Origin of the sequence: Streptomyces zaehneri (assembly GCF_032248645.1) — a bacterium.
GTDB classification, from domain to species: domain Bacteria; phylum Actinomycetota; class Actinomycetes; order Streptomycetales; family Streptomycetaceae; genus Streptomyces; species Streptomyces coriariae.
Genome location: NZ_JASTTJ010000028.1, coordinates 25538 through 47079, shown reverse-complemented (window position 1 = coordinate 47079; position 21542 = coordinate 25538). Strand labels below are relative to the sequence as shown.

17 protein-coding genes are annotated in these 21542 nt (G+C 68.1%); 7 read left to right on the top strand and 10 right to left on the bottom strand.

Annotated elements, in window-relative coordinates; all coding sequences use genetic code 11:
* Window positions 1–41: 41 nt before the first annotated feature.
* Together murJ and QQM72_RS34715 are read right to left on the bottom strand one after the other, a co-directional pair.
* Window positions 42–2318 carry a murein biosynthesis integral membrane protein MurJ gene (gene murJ / locus QQM72_RS34720; RefSeq protein WP_314224780.1) on the bottom strand — a complete coding sequence of 759 codons (2277 nt, stop codon included), beginning with the start codon at window positions 2316–2318 and terminating at the stop codon, window positions 42–44.
* Window positions 2319–2362: 44 nt separating this feature from the next.
* Window positions 2363–4783 carry a DUF6049 family protein gene (locus QQM72_RS34715; protein ID WP_314224779.1) on the bottom strand — a complete coding sequence of 807 codons (2421 nt, stop codon included), beginning with the start codon at window positions 4781–4783 and terminating at the stop codon, window positions 2363–2365.
* 257 nt (window positions 4784–5040) lie between these two features.
* Here QQM72_RS34715 and QQM72_RS34710 point away from each other — a divergent pair, with 257 nt between their 5' ends.
* Window positions 5041–6507, top strand: a complete 1467-nt coding sequence (locus QQM72_RS34710) for a CCA tRNA nucleotidyltransferase (protein WP_314224778.1) — start codon at window positions 5041–5043, stop codon at window positions 6505–6507.
* A gap of 108 nt (window positions 6508–6615) precedes the next feature.
* Here the strand turns inward: QQM72_RS34710 and QQM72_RS34705 are convergent, their stop codons facing one another.
* The 4 genes from QQM72_RS34705 to QQM72_RS34690 form a co-directional block, all read right to left on the bottom strand.
* A complete protein-coding gene (locus QQM72_RS34705; RefSeq protein WP_314224777.1) occupies window positions 6616–7125 on the bottom strand; it encodes an LppU/SCO3897 family protein in 510 nt (169 codons plus the stop codon).
* A 114-nt stretch (window positions 7126–7239) separates the two neighbouring features.
* Entirely contained in the window at window positions 7240–8517 is a 1278-nt protein-coding gene (locus QQM72_RS34700) for an MFS transporter (protein WP_314224776.1), read from the bottom strand.
* Window positions 8518–8612: 95 nt separating this feature from the next.
* Window positions 8613–9695, bottom strand: a complete 1083-nt coding sequence (locus QQM72_RS34695) for an inositol-3-phosphate synthase (protein WP_057606318.1) — start codon at window positions 9693–9695, stop codon at window positions 8613–8615.
* 44 nt (window positions 9696–9739) lie between these two features.
* Window positions 9740–10423: a PadR family transcriptional regulator gene (locus QQM72_RS34690; protein WP_020130665.1), complete on the bottom strand. Its 684-nt coding sequence runs from the start codon at window positions 10421–10423 to the stop codon at window positions 9740–9742.
* Between the two features lie 352 nt (window positions 10424–10775).
* On the opposite strand from QQM72_RS34690, the gene QQM72_RS34685 reads away from it, so the two are divergent.
* Together QQM72_RS34685 and QQM72_RS34680 are read left to right on the top strand one after the other, a co-directional pair.
* Entirely contained in the window at window positions 10776–13454 is a 2679-nt protein-coding gene (locus QQM72_RS34685; protein WP_314224775.1) for a transglycosylase domain-containing protein, read from the top strand.
* A 131-nt stretch (window positions 13455–13585) separates the two neighbouring features.
* Window positions 13586–15085 (top strand): glycosyltransferase family 87 protein, encoded by a 1500-nt coding sequence (locus QQM72_RS34680; RefSeq protein ID WP_314224774.1) that lies wholly within the window; start codon window positions 13586–13588, stop codon window positions 15083–15085.
* A 115-nt stretch (window positions 15086–15200) separates the two neighbouring features.
* Here QQM72_RS34680 and QQM72_RS34675 read toward each other — a convergent pair whose 3' ends face one another.
* The 3 genes from QQM72_RS34675 to QQM72_RS34665 form a co-directional block, all read right to left on the bottom strand.
* Window positions 15201–16232: an alanine racemase gene (locus tag QQM72_RS34675; protein ID WP_020130668.1), complete on the bottom strand. Its 1032-nt coding sequence runs from the start codon at window positions 16230–16232 to the stop codon at window positions 15201–15203.
* Between the two features lie 93 nt (window positions 16233–16325).
* Window positions 16326–17447, bottom strand: coding sequence for a peptidoglycan bridge formation glycyltransferase FemX (femX, locus tag QQM72_RS34670; protein ID WP_314224773.1), 1122 nt, complete (start codon window positions 17445–17447; stop codon window positions 16326–16328).
* Between the two features lie 215 nt (window positions 17448–17662).
* A complete protein-coding gene (locus QQM72_RS34665) occupies window positions 17663–17974 on the bottom strand; it encodes a hypothetical protein (RefSeq protein WP_054242131.1) in 312 nt (103 codons plus the stop codon).
* 285 nt (window positions 17975–18259) lie between these two features.
* Between QQM72_RS34665 and rpsF the strand changes: the two genes are divergently transcribed.
* From rpsF to rplI, 4 genes are all read left to right on the top strand, one after another.
* Window positions 18260–18550: a 30S ribosomal protein S6 gene (gene rpsF / locus QQM72_RS34660; RefSeq protein WP_006604399.1), complete on the top strand. Its 291-nt coding sequence runs from the start codon at window positions 18260–18262 to the stop codon at window positions 18548–18550.
* A gap of 78 nt (window positions 18551–18628) precedes the next feature.
* Complete coding sequence (locus QQM72_RS34655) at window positions 18629–19237, top strand: single-stranded DNA-binding protein (RefSeq protein ID WP_314224772.1); 609 nt, start codon at window positions 18629–18631, stop codon at window positions 19235–19237.
* 82 nt (window positions 19238–19319) lie between these two features.
* Entirely contained in the window at window positions 19320–19556 is a 237-nt protein-coding gene (gene rpsR, locus QQM72_RS34650) for a 30S ribosomal protein S18 (RefSeq protein WP_020130672.1), read from the top strand.
* Between the two features lie 18 nt (window positions 19557–19574).
* Window positions 19575–20021: a 50S ribosomal protein L9 gene (gene rplI / locus QQM72_RS34645; protein WP_020130673.1), complete on the top strand. Its 447-nt coding sequence runs from the start codon at window positions 19575–19577 to the stop codon at window positions 20019–20021.
* Window positions 20022–20160: 139 nt separating this feature from the next.
* Here the strand turns inward: rplI and QQM72_RS34640 are convergent, their stop codons facing one another.
* Window positions 20161–21498, bottom strand: coding sequence for an MATE family efflux transporter (locus QQM72_RS34640; protein WP_314224771.1), 1338 nt, complete (start codon window positions 21496–21498; stop codon window positions 20161–20163).
* Window positions 21499–21542: the final 44 nt, after the last annotated feature.

Here is a 21542-nt window from a genome sequence, read left to right as displayed (position 1 = left end):
ACACGCGGCGGCGGACGATGGTTGTGCGCCTACCCCCTGACTCAGCGGCCCAGGCGTCCGCGAACCATGCCGACGAGCGAATTGAGCTCCTCGATGCGCATGCGGCGGGCGGCGACGAAGAAGATGCCGAGCAACAGGACCCCGCCGGCCAGCAGCGCGGCGAAGGAACCCAGGACACCCTGGCCCAGGCTGTGGCCGATGCCGTAGCAGGCCGCGCCGCTGATCAGGGCGGCCGGAACGGAGGCGATGCACAGCCGGGCGTAGGTCCGCAGGACATGCGAGCCGTCGAGGTCGCCGCCGAGCCGCTTGCGCAGCCGGTTCCAGGCGACGCCGACGCCGATCGCGTACGCCAGGCCGTACGAGGCCGCCATGCCGACCACGGCCCAGCGGGCGGGCAGGACGAAGTAACAGAGTGCCGAGGCGCTCGCGTTGACCGCGGCCACGATGACCGTGTTGTAGAAGGGGGTCCGGGTGTCCTCGTAGGCGTAGAAGGCGCGCAGGACGACGTACTGCACGGAGTAGGGGATCAGGCCGAGGCCGAAGGCCATCAGCATGAAGCCCATGTTCGTGGCCTCGCTGGTGCCGGAGGAACCGAAGATCAGTGTGCACATCGGGATGCCGAGTGCGAGGAAGCCGAAGGCGATCGGGACGATCGCGACGGCCGTGGTGCGCAGGCCCTGGGAGATGTCGTCGCGGACCGCGCCGGCGTCGCCCTCGGCCGCCGAGCGGGAGATCCGGGGCAGCAGGGCGGCCATCAGGGAGACGGTGATGATGGCCTGCGGCAGTCCCCAGATCAGCTGGGCGTTGGCGTAGGCGGCAAAGCCGGTGCCGTCGACCGGTGAGCCCTTGCCCGCCGACGTGGACAGCTGGGTGACGACGAGCGCGCCGGCCTGGTTGGCCAGGACGAACAGCACGGTCCACTTGGCGAGGGTCGCCGCCTTGCCGAGACCGTGGCCCTTCCAGTCGAAGCGCAGCCGAAGGCGGAAACCGGTCTCGCGCAGGTACGGGATCATGGCGAGGGCCTGTACGACGAGGCCGAGCAGGATCCCGATGCCGAGGAGTCGCTCCCCCTCCGGCGGGATGGTCGTGACCTTCATGCCGGAGTCGGCGGAGGTGCCGTAGACCCAGATGAACATGCCCAGGGTCACGATGATGACGATGTTGTTCAGGACCGGCGTCCACATCATCGCGCCGAACTTGCCGCGTGCGTTGAGGATCTGTCCCATCACCACGTGGACGCCCATGAAGAAGATCGAGGGCAGGAAGTAACGGACGAACGTGACGCCGACCTCGTTGGCCGCCGGGTTGCTGGCGACCGAGTCGGACAGCAGCCGGATCAGGACGGGCGCCGCGGCGATCGCGGCGACCGTGAGCAGGCCGAGCGCCACCATGACCAGCGTGAGCAGGCGGTTGGCGTACGCCTCGCCGCCGTCCTCGTCCTCCTTCATGGCCCGCACGAGCTGCGGCACGAAGACCGAGTTGAGGCCGCCGCCGACGGTCAGGATGTAGATCATCGTGGGCAGCTGGTAGGCGACCTGGAAGGTGTCACCGAGCAGACCGACGCCCAGTGCAGAGACGATCAGCGCGGAGCGGACGAAGCCGGTGAGGCGGGACACCATCGTGCCCGCCGCCATGACGGCGCTGGACTTCAGCAGGCCACCGGCGCGTCCGCCCTTCTTGGCGGCGGCGGGAGCGGGAGCGGTGGGGGGCGCGGGCGGCGTGGCGGTGAGATTCATGGTCTGGTCCGCCGCGGACGACGCCGTCACCGGAGCCTGGTACGCCGGTACCGCTGCCTGGCCGCCCGGAGCGTGCGCCGGGGCGGGTACCGACGGGGACTCCGTGGAGCGGGCGCCGCCCTGCTGCTGGTCCCGGAAGAGGTGGGCGAAGGCGTCGGGCTGGTGCTGCTCCTCGCTGGAGTGCGTGACCAGGTCGTCCACGCCCACGAACTGCGTCGTCCGCGGGTCGTCGCCGTACGGCAGGTACTGGGTGGGGCCCTCCGGCTCGGGTGCCGGGGTCTGGGCCCACATCCGCGGATCGGGGGCGTACGGGGACTGCGGGGGCCGCCCGTACAGCGGCTGCTGCGGCTGCTGCATGCCCGGTGGCGGCGGGGGGTGCGCGGCACTGTCGTAGAGCGCCTCGGCGACCGGGTCCTGCGCGGTGAGGTCCTGGGCCCGGTAGGGGTCCTGGTCGTAGGCGTCCTGGAGGTACATGTCCGCCGGGTGCTGCGGCGGCACCTGGCCGTGCTCGGGCGGCGGGCCCTCGGGGTTGCCCGAGCCGCCCGCGGCCTGGCCGCGGTCACCGTCGTACGGCGCGTTCATGGTTACCCCACCTCATCGTCCCGGGCCCACCGGCCACGACTTCCTCAACGGTCCACTCTCTCACCCGTGCCGGACGGGTCGGCGCTTTCCACTGCGGTGTCCGGTGTCTCGTCACTCGGCTGCTCCGGGTCGGCTGCCCCTGCTCGGCCGCCGGACTCCTTCTCGTTCTCGGGACGATTCTCACGGTCCCCGGCGTTCTCCGGGCCGTCGGCGGGTTCGCCCGCCTCGCCGGCACCGTTCTCGCCGTCCTCTTCGGTCGCGTCGGTCTCTTCCGCTTCCCGGGCCGCGGCGCGCTTGCGCTGGGTGTACATCCGGAAGCCGGCCAGCACGAGCAGCAGGACTCCGCCGCCGATGACCAGCATCACCGTGGCCGTGATCTCGGTGACCCGCACGTCGAAGGCGACCTCTTCGCCGTACTTCTGGCCGTCCTCGGTGTACAGCTGGGCGACCACCGTCGTCTGGCCGTTGACCTTGGCGGACGTGGTGAACTTCACCGTCGTGGTATGCCCGCCGGAGACCGTCACCCGCTGCTCGGTGTACGCCTCGTCGGAGATTTCGAGGCGGGTCGGGTTCTTGGAGGTGAGCCGCAGGACCAGGTGGTCGACGCCTTGCACCAGGTTGTTCTGCACGGTCACCGGGATCGTGGCGCTTCGTCCGGAGAGCTTGGTCTCGGACTTGTCGATCAGCTTGACCTGGCCGGTGAGGGTGTCGAGATAGGCCTGCACGCCCTGACGGAACGAGCTCGCGGCGGTGCTCCGGCCCCGCCAGGACGTGGACATCTCGCGGTTCATGGCCCGCCCGAAGGGGGTCACCACCCGGGCCTCGTTGGCGAGGATCACCTTGAAGTTGTCGAGTCTGTCCTGCGTGTACGCGATCTGCTCGAAAGCCGACCGGGGCAGCTCCTGCTTGCGCAGCGAGGAGGGGTACGCCGACCTCGGCTGAACCTTCGTGGTGGCGCCCGGGTCGGGCTTGGCCTTGGCGGCCGCCGCGAGCTGCTGGGACTGCGACCAGGTACCGCCCTGGAGGGTGCTGACGGCCTCCGCCAGCGACCGGGCCTGGCTCGTGGTCGGCATGCGCTGCGGGGCGACGACGGCGCTGCGCTGCTTGCCCGTCTGCAGGTTCAGGGCCAGGCTCTGCGCGAGGAACTCCTGCACGGCGAGCGTGGAGGTGGAGGCCTTGGACAGATCGCCCTTGAACGCCGTCGACAGCCGCGCGTCCGCGACCACCGCCGTGGTGCCGCCGCCGATGGGCCGGGCCGCGGAGGGGGTGTAGGTGAGATCGCCGTTCTCCGTCAGGCTGTCGCTGCGCGCGATGACCTTGTCGGCGCCCGCCGAGGTGGCGACCTTGACGATCGACGGGTCGACGGCGCCGTCCACGGGCCAGGCGAAGTCGGTGTCCGGGGTCACATGGAGCACGGTCTCCACGGTGGTGGCGGCGACGTCGGTGGCCGCCTTGAGCTGGCTCAGGGAGCCTGCGACGCCGGTGCCGTTGTGGGCGAGCGAGGCCAGGTCGGGATCGGCGAAGGGCAGCGCCACGACCTCCTTGCCGAGCACCGCCTCCTGGAGATCGCCGAGCCACTGCTTGGCGACCGCCTGGTGGGTGCCGGCCGTGGTGGTGTCCCCGTCGCCCCGGACCCGGTAGTTGCCGGTCATGGCGTCGACGGACGCCAGCAGGTCCGGGTCGATCACCCAGGTGACGTCGAGCTCCTTGCCCAGGCTCAGCAGCTGCTCCAGGCGACCGCCGGGCGAGAGCTCCTTGGCCAGGTCGTCGTTGAGGAAGACCGGCGTCTGCTGCGCGTTGGAACCGGTCTCCGCCGACATGTGGACGGTGGAGACCAGTGGCCACAGCACCGTCGTCCTGGTCGGGGTGTCCGCCTCGTCGGGTTGCCACGGCAGGAAGGTCCGCTGGACGCCCAGCACCTGTTCCCACGGCTGCGCGGACGTCTCGCCCGCGAGGGTGACACCGAGCGGGTAGACACCGTCGTCGTCCAGGTCGAGCTTGTCGACCGGGACGGAGATGCTGAAGTGCTCGGAAACGCCCGGTGTGAGCTTGGCGAACTCGGCTACGTACTTGCCGCCCACCTCGGAGCCGTCATTGCCTGAGAGGGCGTCCGCGCGCTTGGCTGCACTGTCGATCGCCGAGCGGGTGGTGAGCGCGGAACCCAGTCGCAGACCCACGTGAGCGTCGGTGACCGCCTGCTTGCCGTTGTTGGTGACCGTGCCGGAGACCGTCAGGGTGTCCCCGTCGGTGGGAGCGGCGGGGCTGAGCGAGTCGACGGCGACAGCCACCGTGCCCGCGTCGGAGGCCTCCTTGGCGGAGGTCCGGCCGACGGCCTGCGCGGGGGCGGCGGGCAGCTGGAGAAGACCGGCCAGCAGAGGCGCCCCGGCGAGCAGTGCGCCGGTGCGCCGCAGCCACCGGCGGGCAGGTGAGGGAGTCATCCCCGGAAAGTCTGCCGCCTCGGCCACGCGTTCGCCCGTCCCTCGTCGTCGTCAGTGGTCGTCGGATTGTGCGTCCACGCATGGTAACGATGCGCGCTGAGGGGAAGTGCCGCGGACTGCTTCACAAGATCGCGGAAGTCGGTCGGATCGTCCGCTATCTATTGGTATGAGATGGAGTGGGCATGTAGACGTCAAGAGGCCGCCTTGCCCGTCTATCGCGAGTGATGTCCGCTCACTCAAATCCGGGCGCCCCGGGTGGGCCGGGCCACGTACCCTCTTCTGTTGTGCCGAACGCCAACGAAGACAATCTCAGCGTCCTGAGCCAGGTGCAGCACCGCGCGGTCAGTGAACTGCTGCGGGTCGCCCCTGTCGCCGACGACCTCGCCCGCCGCTTCCAGGAGGCCGGGTTCTCTCTCGCCCTGGTCGGCGGCTCGGTCCGGGACGCGCTGCTCGGCCGGCTCGGCAATGACCTGGACTTCACGACGGACGCCCGACCCGAGGACGTACTGAAGATCGTCCGGCCGTGGGCGGACGCCGTGTGGGAGGTCGGGATCGCATTCGGCACCGTCGGGGTCCAGAAGGACGCCCGCGTCGGAGACGTCGATCGATGCTTCCAGATCGAGGTCACCACCTACCGCTCGGAAGCCTACGACCGCACCTCGCGCAAGCCCGAGGTCTCGTACGGCGACTCCATCGAGCAGGACCTCGTCCGGCGTGACTTCACCGTGAACGCGATGGCCGTGGCGCTTCCCGAGAAGGAGTTCATCGACCCGCACGGTGGCCTCGAGGACCTCGCGGCGCGTGTGCTGCGCACCCCGGGCACGCCGGAGGAGTCCTTCTCGGACGACCCGCTGCGCATGATGCGCGCCGCCCGCTTCGCCGCCCAGCTCGACTTCGAGGTCGACGCCGAGGTCGTCTCGGCGATGAAGGGGATGGCCGGCCGCATCGAGATCGTCTCCGCCGAGCGGGTACGGGATGAGCTGAACAAGCTGGTTCTTTCCGCGAACCCGCGCAAGGGGCTGTCGCTGCTCGTCGACACCGGCATCGCCGACCATGTGCTGCCCGAGCTGCCCGCTCTGCGGCTGGAGAGCGACGAACACCACCGGCACAAGGACGTCTACGAACACACCTTGATCGTCCTCGAGCAGGCGATCGCCCTGGAGGAGAACGGCCCCGACCTGACTCTGCGGCTGGCCGCGCTGCTGCATGACATCGGCAAGCCGCGCACCCGCCGCTTCGAGAACGACGGCCGCGTCTCGTTCCACCACCATGAGGTGGTCGGAATGAAGATGACGAAGAAGCGCATGACGGCTCTGAAGTACTCCAATGAGCTGGTGAAGGACGTTTCCCGACTGGTCGAACTCCACCTGCGTTTCCACGGGTACGGCACCGGTGAGTGGACGGACTCCGCGGTGCGTCGCTATGTGCGGGACGCGGGACCGCTCCTCGACCGCCTGCACAAGCTGACCCGATCGGACTGCACGACGCGGAACAAGCGCAGGGCGGCCGCGCTCTCGCGGGCGTACGACGGGCTGGAGGAGCGCATCTCCCAGCTGAAGGAGCGGGAGGAGCTGGACGCGATCCGCCCCGACCTCGACGGCAACCAGATCATGGAGATCCTGGGCGTAGGCCCCGGACCTGCCATCGGCAAGGCGTACAAGTACCTGCTGGAACTGCGCCTGGAGAACGGGCCGATGGAGCACGACGCAGCGGTGGCGGCACTCAAGGAGTGGTGGGCCGAGCAGGGCTGAGTCCGTGAAACGGGGTCGTGTTTCACGTGAAACATGACCTTGGCGCGGCAGGCGCACATGCGAAGGGGCGGTGTTTCACGTGAAACACCGCCCCTCTCAGCAACTGCCTTACTTCGAGTAGTCCTTCAGGCAGAGCAGGAAGTTACTGCCGTCACCGGTCTCGGTGTACGAGTACTGGAAGTCCTTGGCCTTCTCCTCGCACTTGCTGTCGGCCGTGAGCGCGGTGTACGTGCCCTCGACCTTCGCCAGCACGATGTACTGCGCCTTCGAGGAGTCGCACTTGACGACCTCGAGGTCGGGGTTGTCGTCGCTGCTGCTGCCTCGGTGCATGCAGTCGCCGACCGCCGCGGTGTTGGCGTCGTCCCGGCTGGATATGTAGGCGCCGATACCCACGCCGATGACAGCGAGAACGATGACGACGTTCTTGATCAGCTTGAAGCTGACCTTGCGGCGGGGCTGCTCCGGCGGGACCGCACCGTAGGGAGCGGCGCCCGGCTGCGGGTAGCCGGGCTGCGGCGGGTACGGCACCTGGCCCTGGGGCTGGCCCTGCGGCTGGCCGTAGGGCTGCTGGCCCTGCTGCGCGAACGGGTTCTGGCCGTGGGGCGGCGGAGTCGACACTTGGAGGTCCCCCTAGAAAACTTTAGACGTGTGGCGCGAAATCACTCGCGAAGTAAGACTCACGTAAGTTACCGGCCCCCACTGACAACCCTGTAGCCGGAGCTGGAGTCTGTGTCATTGATGTGACACTTTCCGGCGCTCAAAGCGGGCCATAGCGGCAGCAACTGTTCCGTAGATAACGGCGACCGTGACCACCAATGCGGTGGAACGTCCGTCAGGCGGCAGCATCAGGGCGGCGACGGCCGCGGCGCCGACGAAAGCGACGTTGAACAGGACGTCGTAGAGAGAGAAGATCCGGCCGCGGAAGCCGTCCTGCACGGACGACTGGACGACGGTGTCGGTGGCGATCTTCGCGCCCTGGGTGACCAGCCCCAGCACGAAGGCCGCGGCGAACGTGGTGACCTGGGTGAACGGCGGCATGAGGGCGAGCACCAGGACGGCGGCGGCCGCAGAGCAGACGATGATCCAGCGGGCCGGGCCCAGTCGTCCCGCAGCCGACGGGGTGACCACCGCGGCGACGAAGAAGCCCACGCCGGAGACTCCTACCGCCAGTCCCAACAGGGCCAGCCCGTCGTCCGGGTCGGACGACCAGGCGTACCGGCACAGCATCAGGACCATGACGGTCAGGGCGCCGTAGGAGAACCGCATCAGGGAGATCGAGCCGAGTGCCCAGGCAGCCTCCCTGCGCTTCGGCTCGGCGAGGTGGCGCAAGCCCGCCGAAAGGCCGCGGGCGGTGCCTCTGAGCGCGCTCGTCAGCCGGGGCTGGACCAGATCACGGTCGGGTCCGAGCAGATCCGCGGCCATGGCCAGGGAGGCGAGCGCGGCGGACAGGTACAGCGCGCAGCCCAGCAGCACCACGGCGGCGTCGGAGTCCGCCACCACCAGCCGGACGACGAAGGCGAGACCGCCTCCCGCGACCGCGGCAAGCGTTCCGGCGGTCGGGGAGAGGGAGTTGGCCATCACCAGGCGCTCGCCGTCGACGACACGAGGCAGGGCCGCCGAGAGGCCGGCGAGGACGAAGCGGTTGACCGCGGTGACGCACAGCGCGGAGACGTAGAAGAGCCAGTCGGGGACATGGCCGATCATCAGGACGGCCGTCACGGAGGCCAGCAGGGCGCGCAGCAGGTTGCCGTAGAGGAAGACCTGTCGGCGGCGCCAGCGGTCCAGCAGGACACCGGCGAAGGGGCCGACGAGGGAGTACGGCAGCAGCAGGACCGCCATGGCGGAGGCGATCGCGCCGGCGGAGGTCTGTTTCTCCGGGGAGAAGACGACATAGGTGGCGAGCGCGACCTGGTAGACGCCGTCCGCGCACTGGGAGAGCAACCGCACCGTGAGCAACCGCCGGAAGTTCCCGAAGCGCAGCAGGACGCGCAGATCACGGACGACGGCCATGGGGCCCAGCCTCACATACGGGGAGGGTCCCCGGGTCATGCGACCCGGGGACCCTTCTCAGCCCTGGCAGGAGCGAATTTTCCGTGCGGGTCGAGTTAGCGCTCGACCTCGCCGCGGATGAACTTCTCGACGTTCGCGTAGGCCTCGTCGTCGAAGTACTGGACCGGCGGGGACTTCATGAAGTACGAGGACGCCGACAGGATCGGGCCGCCGATGCCACGGTCCTTGGCGATCTTCGCGGCGCGCAGGGCGTCGATGATGACACCCGCGGAGTTCGGGGAGTCCCAGACCTCGAGCTTGTACTCCAGGTTCAGCGGGACGTCACCGAACGCACGGCCCTCGAGGCGGACGTACGCCCACTTGCGGTCGTCCAGCCAGGCCACGTAGTCCGAGGGACCGATGTGGACGTTCTTCTCGCCCAGGTCGCGGTCGGGGATCTGCGAGGTGACGGCCTGCGTCTTCGAGATCTTCTTGGACTCGAGGCGGTCGCGCTCCAGCATGTTCTTGAAGTCCATGTTGCCGCCGACGTTGAGCTGCATGGTGCGCTCGAGCCGGACACCGCGGTCCTCGAACAGCTTCGCCATCACACGGTGCGTGATGGTGGCGCCGACCTGGGACTTGATGTCGTCACCGACGATCGGGACGCCCGCCTCGGTGAACTTGTCCGCCCACTCCTTGGTGCCGGCGATGAAGACCGGAAGGGCGTTGACGAACGCGACCTTGGCGTCGATGGCGGCCTGGGCGTAGAACTTCGCCGCGTTCTCGGAACCGACGGGCAGGTAGCAGACGAGGACGTCGACCTGGCGGTCCTTGAGGATCTGGACGATGTCGACCGGCGCCTCGGCGGACTCCTCGATGGTCTCGCGGTAGTACTTACCGAGACCGTCCAGGGTGTGGCCGCGCTGGACCGTGACGCCCTTGTTCGGGACGTCGCAGATCTTGATGGTGTTGTTCTCGCTGGCACCGATGGCGTCCGAGAGGTCGAGACCGACCTTCTTCGCGTCGACGTCGAAGGCGGCGACGAACTCGACGTCACCGACGTGGTAGTCGCCGAACTGCACGTGCATCAGACCCGGGACCTTGGACGCCGGGTCGGCGTCCTTGTAGTACTCGACGCCCTGAACCAGCGAGGCGGCGCAGTTGCCTACGCCGACGATGGCTACGCGAACCGAACCCATTCCGGTTGCTCCCTGTGTGTACGAGTGAGGCCCTGAATGGGCGCTCACGTGGCGGTTTCGTCGGGCAGATCCGCCCCGGGGGTGTCCCCGGGGCGGGGCAGGCCGCCCGTCGATCCAGATGTGGTGTTCTGTTGAGCGGACCCCCCGGAAGCGGGACCTGTCAGGTCCCGTCCGGCCCGCTCGCTCTCGATGAGCTCGTTCAGCCAGCGCACTTCGCGCTCCACGGACTCCATACCGTGGCGCTGCAGCTCAAGTGTGTAGTCGTCGAGGCGCTCCCGGGTGCGCGCCAGGGAGGCGCGCATCTTCTCGAGGCGCTCCTCCAGCCGGCTGCGGCGGCCCTCGAGTACGCGCATGCGAACATCGCGCGACGTCTGTCCGAAGAAGGCGAAACGAGCGGCGAAGTGTTCGTCCTCGTACGCGTCGGGACCTGTCTGCGAGAGCAGATCCTCGAAGTGCTCCTTACCCTCCGCCGTCAACCGGTAGACGATCTTGGCGCGACGCCCTGCGAGTGGAGCGGCGAGGGCGTCTTCGTGGGTGTTTCCCGGTTCCTCGATCAACCAGCCGTTGGTGACCAGCGTCTTGAGGCAGGGGTAGAGCGTGCCGTAGCTGAACGCACGGAACACACCCAGTGACGTATTGAGCCGTTTGCGCAGCTCATAGCCGTGCATCGGAGACTCGCGGAGAAGGCCGAGGACGGCGAACTCGAGGATCCCGGCACGCCGGCTCATCGTCGCCCCCTCTCGCCTTATGTCGCGCTGATGTATCGACTCGATACATCACGACGATAGAACGGCGTTCCGGATGCGACAAGAGGGGAGAAGGTGAACGGGATCACATCGCCGATTCATTGAGGGCAAGTTGCCTGGTTTGGGATGAACTTCGGGCCTAGGCAGGTTTTGGCGGTGCGTAGTCTGTGCGCCATGCACACCACCGGGACCCATGAGACGCCGGGGGGCGTCGAGGTCCTCGGTGCAGTACGGGTGAATGCGCGACCGACCGCATCCGTACTTCGGGGGGACAGGAAACCAGCCGCCCTTTCCAGGCGCGCACGGATGCGCCTGCCCGAGGAGTAATCGTTCGATGAGCGAGCACCGTCGCAAACCGCCGCAGCCGCAGGGAGGCGGACGTGCCGCGGCCCGACGCGGCCAGTCCGGTCCGTCCTCCGGCCGCCGCGCGGCACCGCGAGGCGCCACCGGATCTCCTGCCGACTACGGGCTGGGTCACGGGGCCGGAGGCGAGGAGCAGTCGCACGGCAGCCGTGCCGACGCCCGGCGCGGGTCCCAGAGAGACTCGGGCGCACGGCGCAGAGCGGCCGAGCCCACAGCGGGCCGCCGCGGAGCCCCGACCGGCCCCGGACGGGGCCGAGGGCGACCGGCGCCCGACAGCAAGCGTCTGATCGACTACCCGCGCGCCGGCAAGTACGGCTGGCAGCGCTGGATGCCGTCCTGGAAGCTCGTCGCGGGCCTGTTCGTCGGCTTCGTGGGCAGCCTGGTGGCCGTTGCGGGCATCGGGTACGCCATGGTGGGCATCCCGGACGTCGCCAAGACGGCGACGGCGCAGAACAACGTCTACTACTGGAAGGACGGCAGCCAGATGGTTGCCACCGGTGGTGAGACGAACCGGCAGAACATCGACCTCTCGCAGATCCCGGAGGAGATGCGCTGGGCGGTGATCTCGCAGGAGAACAAGACCTTCTACGACGACAGCGGCATCGACCCCAAGGGCATCGCCCGTGCCGTGTTCAACATGGCGAGGGGCGGCCAGACGCAGGGTGGATCGACGATCACCCAGCAGTACGTCAAGAACGCCATGCTGAACGACCAGTCGCAGACGATCTCCCGGAAGTTCAAGGAGATCTTCGTGTCCATCAAGGTAGGTGCCGAGGTCGACAAGGACCAGATCATGGCCGGCTACCTGAACTCCGCGTACTACGGGCGCAACGCCTACGGGATCCAGGCCGCCTCCCGCGCGTACTTCAACAAGGACGCGATCAAGCTCAACCCCGGCGAGTGCGCGTTCCTTGCCGCCATGTTGAAGGGCGCCACGTACTACGACCCCGCCGGCGCGACCTCGGTCGACCCGGTCGGCGCCACGCCCGCCGCCAACAGCAAGCGGGCGCGGCTCCAGATGCAGGACACCCTCGACAAGATGGTCGAGTACGGACATCTGAAAGCCTCGGTGCGGGCCGAGTACACCGCCCTCCCCGACGTGCAGAACCCTCGCTCGAACACCGACCTGAAGGGCCAGATCGGCTACCTCGTCGACCTTGCCAACGGTTACCTGGTCACCAACAGCAAGACGACCGGGATCACCCAGGACCTGCTCCAGCAGGGCGGCTACTCGATCTACACGACCTTCGACAAGAAGAAGGTCAAGGAGCTCGAGGCGGCGGTCACGAAGGTCCAGAAGGCCAACATCAAGCCCAAGGAACGACCGGAGACGGACACGCACGTCCAGTTCGGCGGGGCGTCCGTGGAACCGGACACCGGTGCCATCCGGGCCATCTACGGCGGTGAGGACGCCACCAAGCACTTCACCGACAACGCCGACCAGACCGGTGCCCAGGTCGGTTCGACGTTCAAGCCGTTCGTGCTGGCCGCCGCGATGACGTGGGGCGTGCGGGATCCGGATCTGGGGTCGTCGCAGGCGCAGGACGAACGCACCATCGTGTCGCCGAAGAGCCTGTTCAGCGGCAAGAACAAGCTCAAGATCGAGAACTACGACGGTTCGGTCTGGAAGAACGAGAAGGGCGAGGAGTGGCTTCAGACCAATGACGGCAACGTCTCCCTGGGGTCTCCGCCCAAGTACAAGATCGACCTTCGGGAGGCGATGCGCGAGTCGGTGAACTCCGCTTTCGTGCAGCTCGGCATGGACGTCGGTCTGGACAAGGTGAAGGATTCCGCCGTCAGCGCTGGCCTGAAGGAGTCCAGCCTGACCAACAGCGGCTTCCCGTCGTTCTCGATCGGCATCTCCGACCCGAGCGCGATCCGGATGGCGGGTGCGTACGGCACCTTCGCCGCCAGCGGCAAGCAGCGTGATCCCTACTCCGTGGAGAAGGTCACGAGCGAGAAGGGCCAGATCTTCACCCACGAGACCAAGACGGAGCAGGCGTTCACCGCGAAGGTCGCCGACAACGTCACGGACGTTCTGAAGACCGTGGTCGAGAAGGGCACCGGTACCAACGCCCAGCTGCCCGGCCGCGAGGTGGCCGGCAAGACCGGCACCACCGACGGCAACAAGTCGGCCTGGTTCGTGGGCTACACCCCGCAGCTGTCGACCGCGGTCACCATGTTCCGCTACGACGACGATGAGTCGAACAAGAACCGCACGTTCCTGGAGATGTTCGGAACAGGTGGCCAGGAGAAGATCCACGGTGCCTCATTCCCGGCGCAGATCTGGCACGACTACATGGCCGAGGCGCTGAAGGGCACGAAGGCGGAGGACTTCCCCGAGCCCCAGCCGATCGGCGAGGTCGTGAACGCGGAACCGTCCCCGACTCCGACGCCTTCGGTCACCGAGACCGAAGAGGAGTCGCCGTCGCCGTCCCCGTCTCCCAGCGAGACGGAGGCTGAGCCCTCGCCTTCGGCATCCGAGACCTGCTCGAACTTCTTCGACTGCCAGGACACGAGTGCGGGGACGACCGATGGAAACGGCAACGGCGGAACAGGGGAGGCCACACCGACACCGACGGCCACGGAGACGGACGGCAACAGCAGAGGCAACGGAAACGGTGGCTTCTTCGGAGGCCCGGGCGGCTAGCCGCTCAGTCGTCCAGCTTGGGTGTTTCACGTGAAACATGCGCATGTTTCACGTGAAACGAGGGCCGCTCCACCGAACGAGGTGGGGCGGCCCTCGGCGTTTTCCTAGGTCCGTACGGCAGGATGTCGCTCATGCCCAGTGCAGAATCGACGCCGACGCGCGCGCACGAGCCGGATCCGGTGAAGCCGACCAGCGACGACCCGGTGGCCACGGCCGGCAGTGAGCTGATCGGCGGTCCTATCGGCCGCCGGGCTCTGCTCGGGACGTCCTGGTGGACCCCCGTGCGGATCATCGCGCTGGTGGCGATCGGGATGTTCGCCCTCGGACTGATCCAGAAGGCGCCTTGCTACAACGGCGGCTGGTTCTTCGGTGCCAGCACCCAGTACACGCACGCCTGCTACTCGGACATCCCGCACCTCTACCAGGGGCGCGGTTTCGCCGACGGACTCGTGCCGTACTTCGACAAGCTCCCCGGCGACATGGACTACCTCGAGTACCCGGTGCTGACCGGTGTGTTCATGGAGGTGGCCAACTGGCTGACGCCAGGCAGCGGCAGCATCCAGGACCAGGAACAGTGGTACTGGATGGTCAACGCCGGGATGCTGATGGCGTGCGCGGCGGTCATCGCCGTCTGTGTGGCCCGGACCCACGCCCGGCGCCCCTGGGACGGTCTGCTGGTCGCCCTGGCGCCCGCCTTCGCGTTGACCGCCACCATCAACTGGGACCTGCTGGCGGTCGCTCTGACGGCCGCGGCGATGCTCATGTGGTCGCGGGGCCGGTCCCTCGCCTTCGGCGTCCTCCTGGGGCTCGCCACGGCCGCCAAGCTCTATCCCGTCTTCCTGCTCGGGCCCCTGTTCGTGCTGTGCTGGCGGGCGGGGAAGTGGCGGGACTTCGGAAAGGCCCTGGGCGGTACGGTCGTCGCCTGGCTGGTGGTGAACCTGCCGGTCATGCTCTTCGCCTTCGAGGGGTGGTCGAAGTTCTACCGGTTCAGCCAGGAGCGGGGCGTCGACTTCGGCTCCTTCTGGCTGATCATGGCGCAGAACTCCAGTGATCCCCTCACCACCGACAGCGTCAACACCCTCGCCACGCTTCTCGTCGTGGTGTGCGCCGCAGGCATCGCCGTGCTGGCGCTGACGGCGCCTCGCCGGCCCCGCTTCGCCCAGCTGGCCTTCCTGATCGTGGCCGCCTTCATCCTCACCAACAAGGTCTACTCGCCGCAGTACGTCCTGTGGCTGGTGCCGCTGGCGGTGCTGGCCCGGCCGAAGTGGCGGGACTTCCTGATCTGGCAGGCGTGCGAGGTCGCCTACTTCCTGGGTATCTGGATGTACCTCGCGTACACGACGAGCGGAGAAGCCCACAAGGGCCTGCCGGTCGACGGCTACCACTGGGCCATCGGCGTGCACCTGCTGGGAACGCTCTACCTGTGCGGTGTGATCGTGCGCGACATCCTGATGCCGGAGCGGGACGTGGTGCGGCGGGCGGGCGACGACGACCCCTCGGGCGGAGTGCTCGACGGGGCGGAGGACGTCTTCGTGCTCGGCGCCGCGGCGCATCCGCCCCGGCACGCCTCCCACTTCGACGGGCCGCAGGTGGACTGGGGCAAGCAGGACGCCCCCGACAGTTCGCTCTGAGCGAACAGAGTGCCGCTTCAGGCATCAGGGCCCGGCAGCGGGCCGACGGGAAAGGCCGTACACGGAGTCTGCGTGTACGGCCTTCTTCGGTGCTGCGTTCTTCGGCGCTTGCGCCTCAGCGGTCCACGATCCGGTCGAACTGCGTGGTGGTGTGCCGCAGATGGGCCACGAGTTCGTCGCCGACGTGCGGCTCCGGTGCGTCCGAGGGCACGAACAGGATGGAGACCTGCATGTGCGGCGGCTCGGCGAACCAGCGCTGCTTGCCGCCCCAGACGAACGGGGAGAGGTTCCGGTTCACCGTGGCCAGGCCGGCCCGGGCGACGCCCTTGGCGCGCGGCATGACGCCGTGCAGGGCCTTGGGGGCCTCCAGACCCACCCCGTGCGACGTACCGCCCGCCACGACCACCAGGAAGCCGTCGGAGGCCGCCTTCTGCTGCCGGTAGCCGAAGCGGTCGCCCTTGGCGACCCGCGTGACGTCGAGGACGGCGCCGCGGTACTCGGTGGCCTCGTGGTCCCCCAGCCACAGCCGCGTGCCGATACGGGCGCGGAAGCGGGTCTGCGGGAACTGCTGCCGCAGCCGGGCGAGTTCGTCGGCCTTGAGGTGGCTGACGAACATCGTGTGCAGCGGCAGCCGGGCCGCGCGCAGCCGGTCCATCCAGCCGATGACCTCCTCGACGGCGTCGGAGCCGTCGGTGCGGTCCAGCGGGAGGTGGATGGCGAAACCCTCGAGCCTGACGTTCTCGATGGCGGCGTGCAGCTGCGGCAGGTCCTGCTCGCTGATGCCGTGCCGCTTCATCGACGACATCACCTCGATGACCACCCGAGCGCCCACGAGGCCGTACACGCCGTCGATCGACGACACCGAGCGCACGACCCGGTCGGGCAGCGGTACGGGCTCCTCACCGCGCCGGTAGGGCGTCAGCACCAGCAGGTCGCCGCCGAAGAAGTCCTTGATGCGCGCGGCCTCGTACGTCGTGCCGACGGCGAGGACGTCCGAGCCCAGCCGGGTGGCCTCCTCGGCCAGCCGGTCGTGCCCGAAGCCGTAGCCGTTGCCCTTGCAGACCGGGACGAGTCCCGGGAACTGCTCCTGCACGTGCTTGTGATGCGCCCGCCAGCGCGCGGTGTCGACGTAGAGGGTGAGCGCCATGGCCGGACCTGGGACCTTTCTCGTGGCTGCGGTGTGGGGAAACGCGTCAGAGGTGTCGGAGGTGTCAGAGGTATGGAATCACTGAACGTGACGTCAGCGGCGCGACATGTAGATGTCGAGGGCCTTGTGGAGCAGCTTGTTCAGCGGGAAGTCCCACTCGCCGAGGTACTCCGCGGCCTGTCCGCCCGTGCCGACCTTGAACTGGATGAGTCCGAAGAGGTGGTCGGTCTCGTCCAGTGAGTCGGAGATGCCTCGCAGGTCGTAGACGGTCGCGCCGAGCGCGTAGGCGTCGCGCAGCATCCGCCACTGCATCGCGTTCGAGGGCCGGAACTCACGGCCGATGTTGTCGGACGCGCCGTAGGAGTACCAGACGTGGCCGCCGACGATCAGCATCGTCGCCGCCGCCAGGTTCACGCCGTTGTGGCGGGCGAAGTACAGCCGCATGCGGTTGGGGTCCTCGGTGTTGAGGGCCGACCACATGCGCTGGAAGTAGGAGAGCGGACGCGGCCGGAAGTGGTCCCGCACGGCCGTGATCTCGTACAGCCGCTGCCATTCCTCGAGGTCGTGGTAGCCGCCCTGGACGACCTCGACGCCGGCCTTCTCGGCCTTCTTGATGTTGCGGCGCCACAGTTGGTTGAAGTTCTTGTGGACCTCTTCAAGGGAACGGTTCGCCAGGGGCACCTGGTAGACGTAACGCGGCTGGACGTCGCCGAAGCCGGCGCCGCCGTCCTCGCCCTGCTGCCAGCCCATGCGGCGCAGCTTGTCGGCCACCTCGAAGGCGCGCGGCTCGATGAAGTCGGCCTCGATGTCGCGCAGTCTCTTCACGTCCGGGCTCTGGATGCCGGCCTTGATGGAGGTGGCCTCCCAGCGACGGATGATCACCGGCGGGCCCATCTTCACCGAGAACGCGCCCTGCTGCTTGAGGTGCGCCAGCATCGGTTCCAGCCAGTCGGTCAGATTCGGCGCGTACCAGTTGATGACCGGGCCTTCGGGAAGGTAGGCCAGGTAGCGCTTGATCTTGGGCAGCTGGCGGTAGAGGACGAGGCCCACGCCGACCAGTTCACCGGTGCGCTCGTCGAACCAGCCGAGGCTCTCCGAACGCCACTCGGCCTTGACATCGGCCCAGGCCGGAACCTGCATGTGGCTCGCCGACGGCAGGCTCTGGATGTATGCCAGATGCTGCTCGCGGCTGATCGTCCTCAGGGTCAGGCTCATTCGGGGCGCTCCTCGGGCTGGTGTGTCCCCATGGGTACAGGGGCTCCGGCTCTCGCGCCGAAGCCTACTGCGCCTTGCGAGCTGCCTGACTGGGCGTACGGCACCCGCGCCCCGGCCCGCGCGCGGCCGGGGCGTTCCGTCCGGATTCGTAGGTGTCCTACGCGTCTTCCGGCGCTGACGGTGCCCGTGGTGCGGGCACCGTCACCGTCGGTCGGTCACCAGATTCCGCCGAAGAGGCCCCCGTGGGCCATTCCGATGAAGAAGCCGAAGCCCGCGGCACCGAGACCCAGGATCAGACCGAAGCGTTCACGGGTGGTCTCGGAGATCCACTGTCCGTACGCGCCGGTCAGGATTCCCACCAGGCCGGCCCAGGAGCTGAGCAGGTGCAGGCTGTGGAAGAACGACGTGATGAAGGCCGTCACACCGAGCACCAGCGTCACTGCCAGCAGGGTGTCCTGGATTGGATGGGCTTTGCCGTCGGTGGCGAAGAGAGAACCGGCGGTATTGGGTCGCAATGCCTGTGCCATGGGGCACCTCCTGCGAAAGCGGCGCATCGTAGCGCCATACACACCCGACGTGTACAGACTGACGGTCATCCACGCCGGATTTCAACCGGAAGCGTGTGTGCAGGTAGTCTGTACCCTCTGCACCGGTGTCTGCCCAGGCTTGCCTGGGTGTCCGTCCAGCTGAGAGCGGGGAAGTCGCAAGCCGACCCCCGATTGTCAGTGGCGGCCGATACCGTTGCGTACGCATCACAACCCTCCTGCCACGGATCGACCGTGGCCGCTGAGTCCAAAGGAGGTGGGTTCCACATGCGTCACTACGAAGTGATGGTCATCCTCGACCCCGATCTCGAGGAGCGCGCTGTCTCCCCGCTGATCGAGAACTTCCTCTCCGTTGTCCGTGAGGGCAACGGAAAGGTGGAGAAGGTCGACACCTGGGGCCGTCGTCGTCTCTCGTACGAGATCAAGAAGAAGCCCGAGGGCATCTACTCGGTCATCGACCTGCAGGCCGAGCCTGCGGTCGTCAAGGAGCTCGACCGCCAGATGAACCTGAACGAGTCGGTCCTCCGGACCAAGGTCCTCCGTCCCGAGACCCACTGAGCTCTCCAGCTCAGCTGATCTCGGGATTCTGAGTAGCAGCACTAGCAGCCAGCAGCAAACCCGCCGAGAGGTTCCCCCATGGCAGGCGAGACCGTCATCACGGTCGTCGGCAATCTTGTCGACGACCCCGAGCTGCGCTTCACCCCCTCCGGTGCGGCGGTCGCGAAGTTCCGTGTCGCGTCCACTCCCCGCACCTTCGACCGCCAGACGAACGAGTGGAAGGACGGCGAGAGCCTGTTCCTGACCTGCTCGGTCTGGCGTCAGGCGGCGGAGAACGTCGCGGAGTCGCTCCAGCGAGGCATGCGCGTCATCGTGCAGGGCCGGCTGAAGCAGCGGTCCTACGAGGACCGTGAGGGCGTCAAGCGCACGGTCTACGAACTGGACGTCGAGGAAGTCGGCGCCAGCCTGCGCAGTGCCACGGCCAAGGTCACCAAGGCTTCCGGCCGCAGTGGCCAGGGCGGCCAGGGTGGTTACGGCGGCGGTGGCGGTGGCGGCCAGCAGGGCGGCGGCTGGGGTGGAAACTCCGGCGGCGGCCAGCAGGGCGGCGCCGCTCCCGCCGAAGACCCGTGGGCAACCGGCGCTCCCGCCGGTGGCAACCAGGGTTCCGGTGGCGGCGGCTGGGGTGGGAACTCCGGCGGCAGCAGCGGTGGTGCCGGTGGCGGCTACTCGGACGAACCCCCCTTCTAGGCCGTTCGGGCCCGGTTCTCCGGGCGCGTCCGGGTCGAGGGTGGGTCGTATCCCAACTTCTTGATCACACAGGAGAAACACCATGGCGAAGCCGCCTGTGCGCAAGCCTAAGAAGAAGGTCTGCGCTTTCTGCAAGGACAAGGTCACGTACGTGGACTACAAGGACACGAACATGCTGCGGAAGTTCATTTCCGACCGCGGCAAGATCCGTGCCCGCCGCGTGACCGGCAACTGCACGCAGCACCAGCGTGACGTCGCCACGGCCGTCAAGAACAGCCGTGAGATGGCGCTGCTGCCGTACACCGCTCAGGCGCGATAAGGGAAGGGTGACCGACAAATGAAGATCATCCTCACCCACGAGGTCTCTGGCCTCGGTGCCGCCGGCGATGTCGTCGACGTCAAGGACGGTTACGCTCGCAACTACCTGATCCCGCGGAATTTCGCTATCCGCTGGACCAAGGGTGGCGAGAAGGACGTCGAGCAGATCCGTCGCGCTCGCAAGATTCACGAGATCCAGACCATCGAGCAGGCCAACTCTGTGAAGGCCCAGCTCGAGGGCGTGAAGGTCCGTCTGGCCGTCCGCTCCGGCGACGCCGGTCGTCTCTTCGGTTCCGTCACCCCGGCCGACATCGCTTCCGCGATCAAGGCTGCTGGTGGTCCCGAGGTCGACAAGCGCCGCATCGAGCTCGGCTCGGCGATCAAGACCCTGGGCGCCCACGAGACGTCCGTGCGTCTGCACCCCGAGGTGGCCGCCAAGGTCAACATCGAGGTCGTCGCGGCCTGATCGCTGCGTTTGGCTCGAAGAGCTGAGAAGGGGCCGCACCCTGTGGGGGTGCGGCCCCTTCCGTTTGTTTGTTTCACGTGAAACGCCGGTCCTGTGCGAAAAGGCTGCTTCACTCGGCCGCCGGTTTCACGTGAAACAGTCAGCGGGTGGCGCCGGTGACGATCCAGCGGCCGGATCGGGCACGCAGCCAGAGGGTCAGCATGCGGACCGCCATCATCAGCATCATCGCTCCCCACACCGCGGTGAGGCCGCCGCCGAGAACCGGCACCAACAGGGCCACGGGAGTGAAGACTGCCAGGGTGAGCACCATCGCCCAGGCGAGGTAGGGACCGTCTCCGGCACCCATCAGCACACCGTCCAGTACGAAGACGATGCCGCAGATCGGCTGGGAGAGCGCCACCACGAGAAGAGCCGGCAGCGCGGCCTCCTTCACCGCGGGGTCGCTGGTGAAGAGCGGCAGGAACACGGGGCGGGCGATCACCACCAGCAGACCGAGCAGTACACCCACGGCGATGCCCCACTGGACCATGCGGCGGCAGACGTCACGGGCGCCTTGGGCGTCGTCGGCACCGAGATACCGCCCGACGATGGCCTGTCCGGCTATGGCGATGGCGTCGAGGGCGAAGGCCAGCAGGCTCCACAGGCCCAGAGCGATCTGATGGGCCGCGATGTCGTCGTCCCCGAGGCGCGCGGCCACGGCTGTGGCGATCATCAGAATGGCCCGCAGCGAGAGCGTGCGGACCAGCAGGGGAACCCCGGCCTGGGCGGAGGCCCTGATGCCGGCGACGTCGGGGCGCAGAGACGCGCCATGGCGCCGGGCTCCACGCACCACTACGGCGAGGTAGACCACGGCCATGGCCCACTGGGCGATCACGGTGCCCCAGGCGGATCCGGCGATACCGAGGCCCACGCCGTAGACGAGGCCGACGTTCAGCGCGGCGTTGGCGACGAAGCCTGCGACAGCGACATAGAGCGGTGTCCTGGTGTCCTGGAGTCCACGTAGGACACCGGTCGCGGCCAGGACGACGAGCATGGCCGGGATACCGAGTGCCGAGATGCGCAGATAGGTGGTCGCGTACGGAGCGGCGGTGTCCGAGGCGCCGAAGAGTTCCACGAGTGCCGGGGCGGCGGGCAGGGTGGCCGCGATCACGCCGGCGCCGAGCAGCAGCGCCAGCCAGATGCCGTCCATGCCCTGGCGGATGGCTGCCGGCAGGTCACCGGCGCCCACGCGGCGCGCTACGGCGGCGGTGGTGGCGTAGGCGAGGAAGACGAAGACACTGACGGCTGTCATGAGAAGCGCGGAGGCGATGCCGAGTCCGGCCAGTTGGGCGGTGCCCAGATGGCCGACGATCGCGCTGTCGGCCATGACGAAGAGCGGCTCGGCGACGAGCGCGCCGAAGGCCGGGACGGCCAGTGCGACGATCTCTCGATCGTGCTGCCGTCTGACGGTCTCGGGGGACGCGGGAGCCTGTGTCATGAGCACCAATCTAATCGTCCACAGGTAAGAGATCCAGTCGCCTT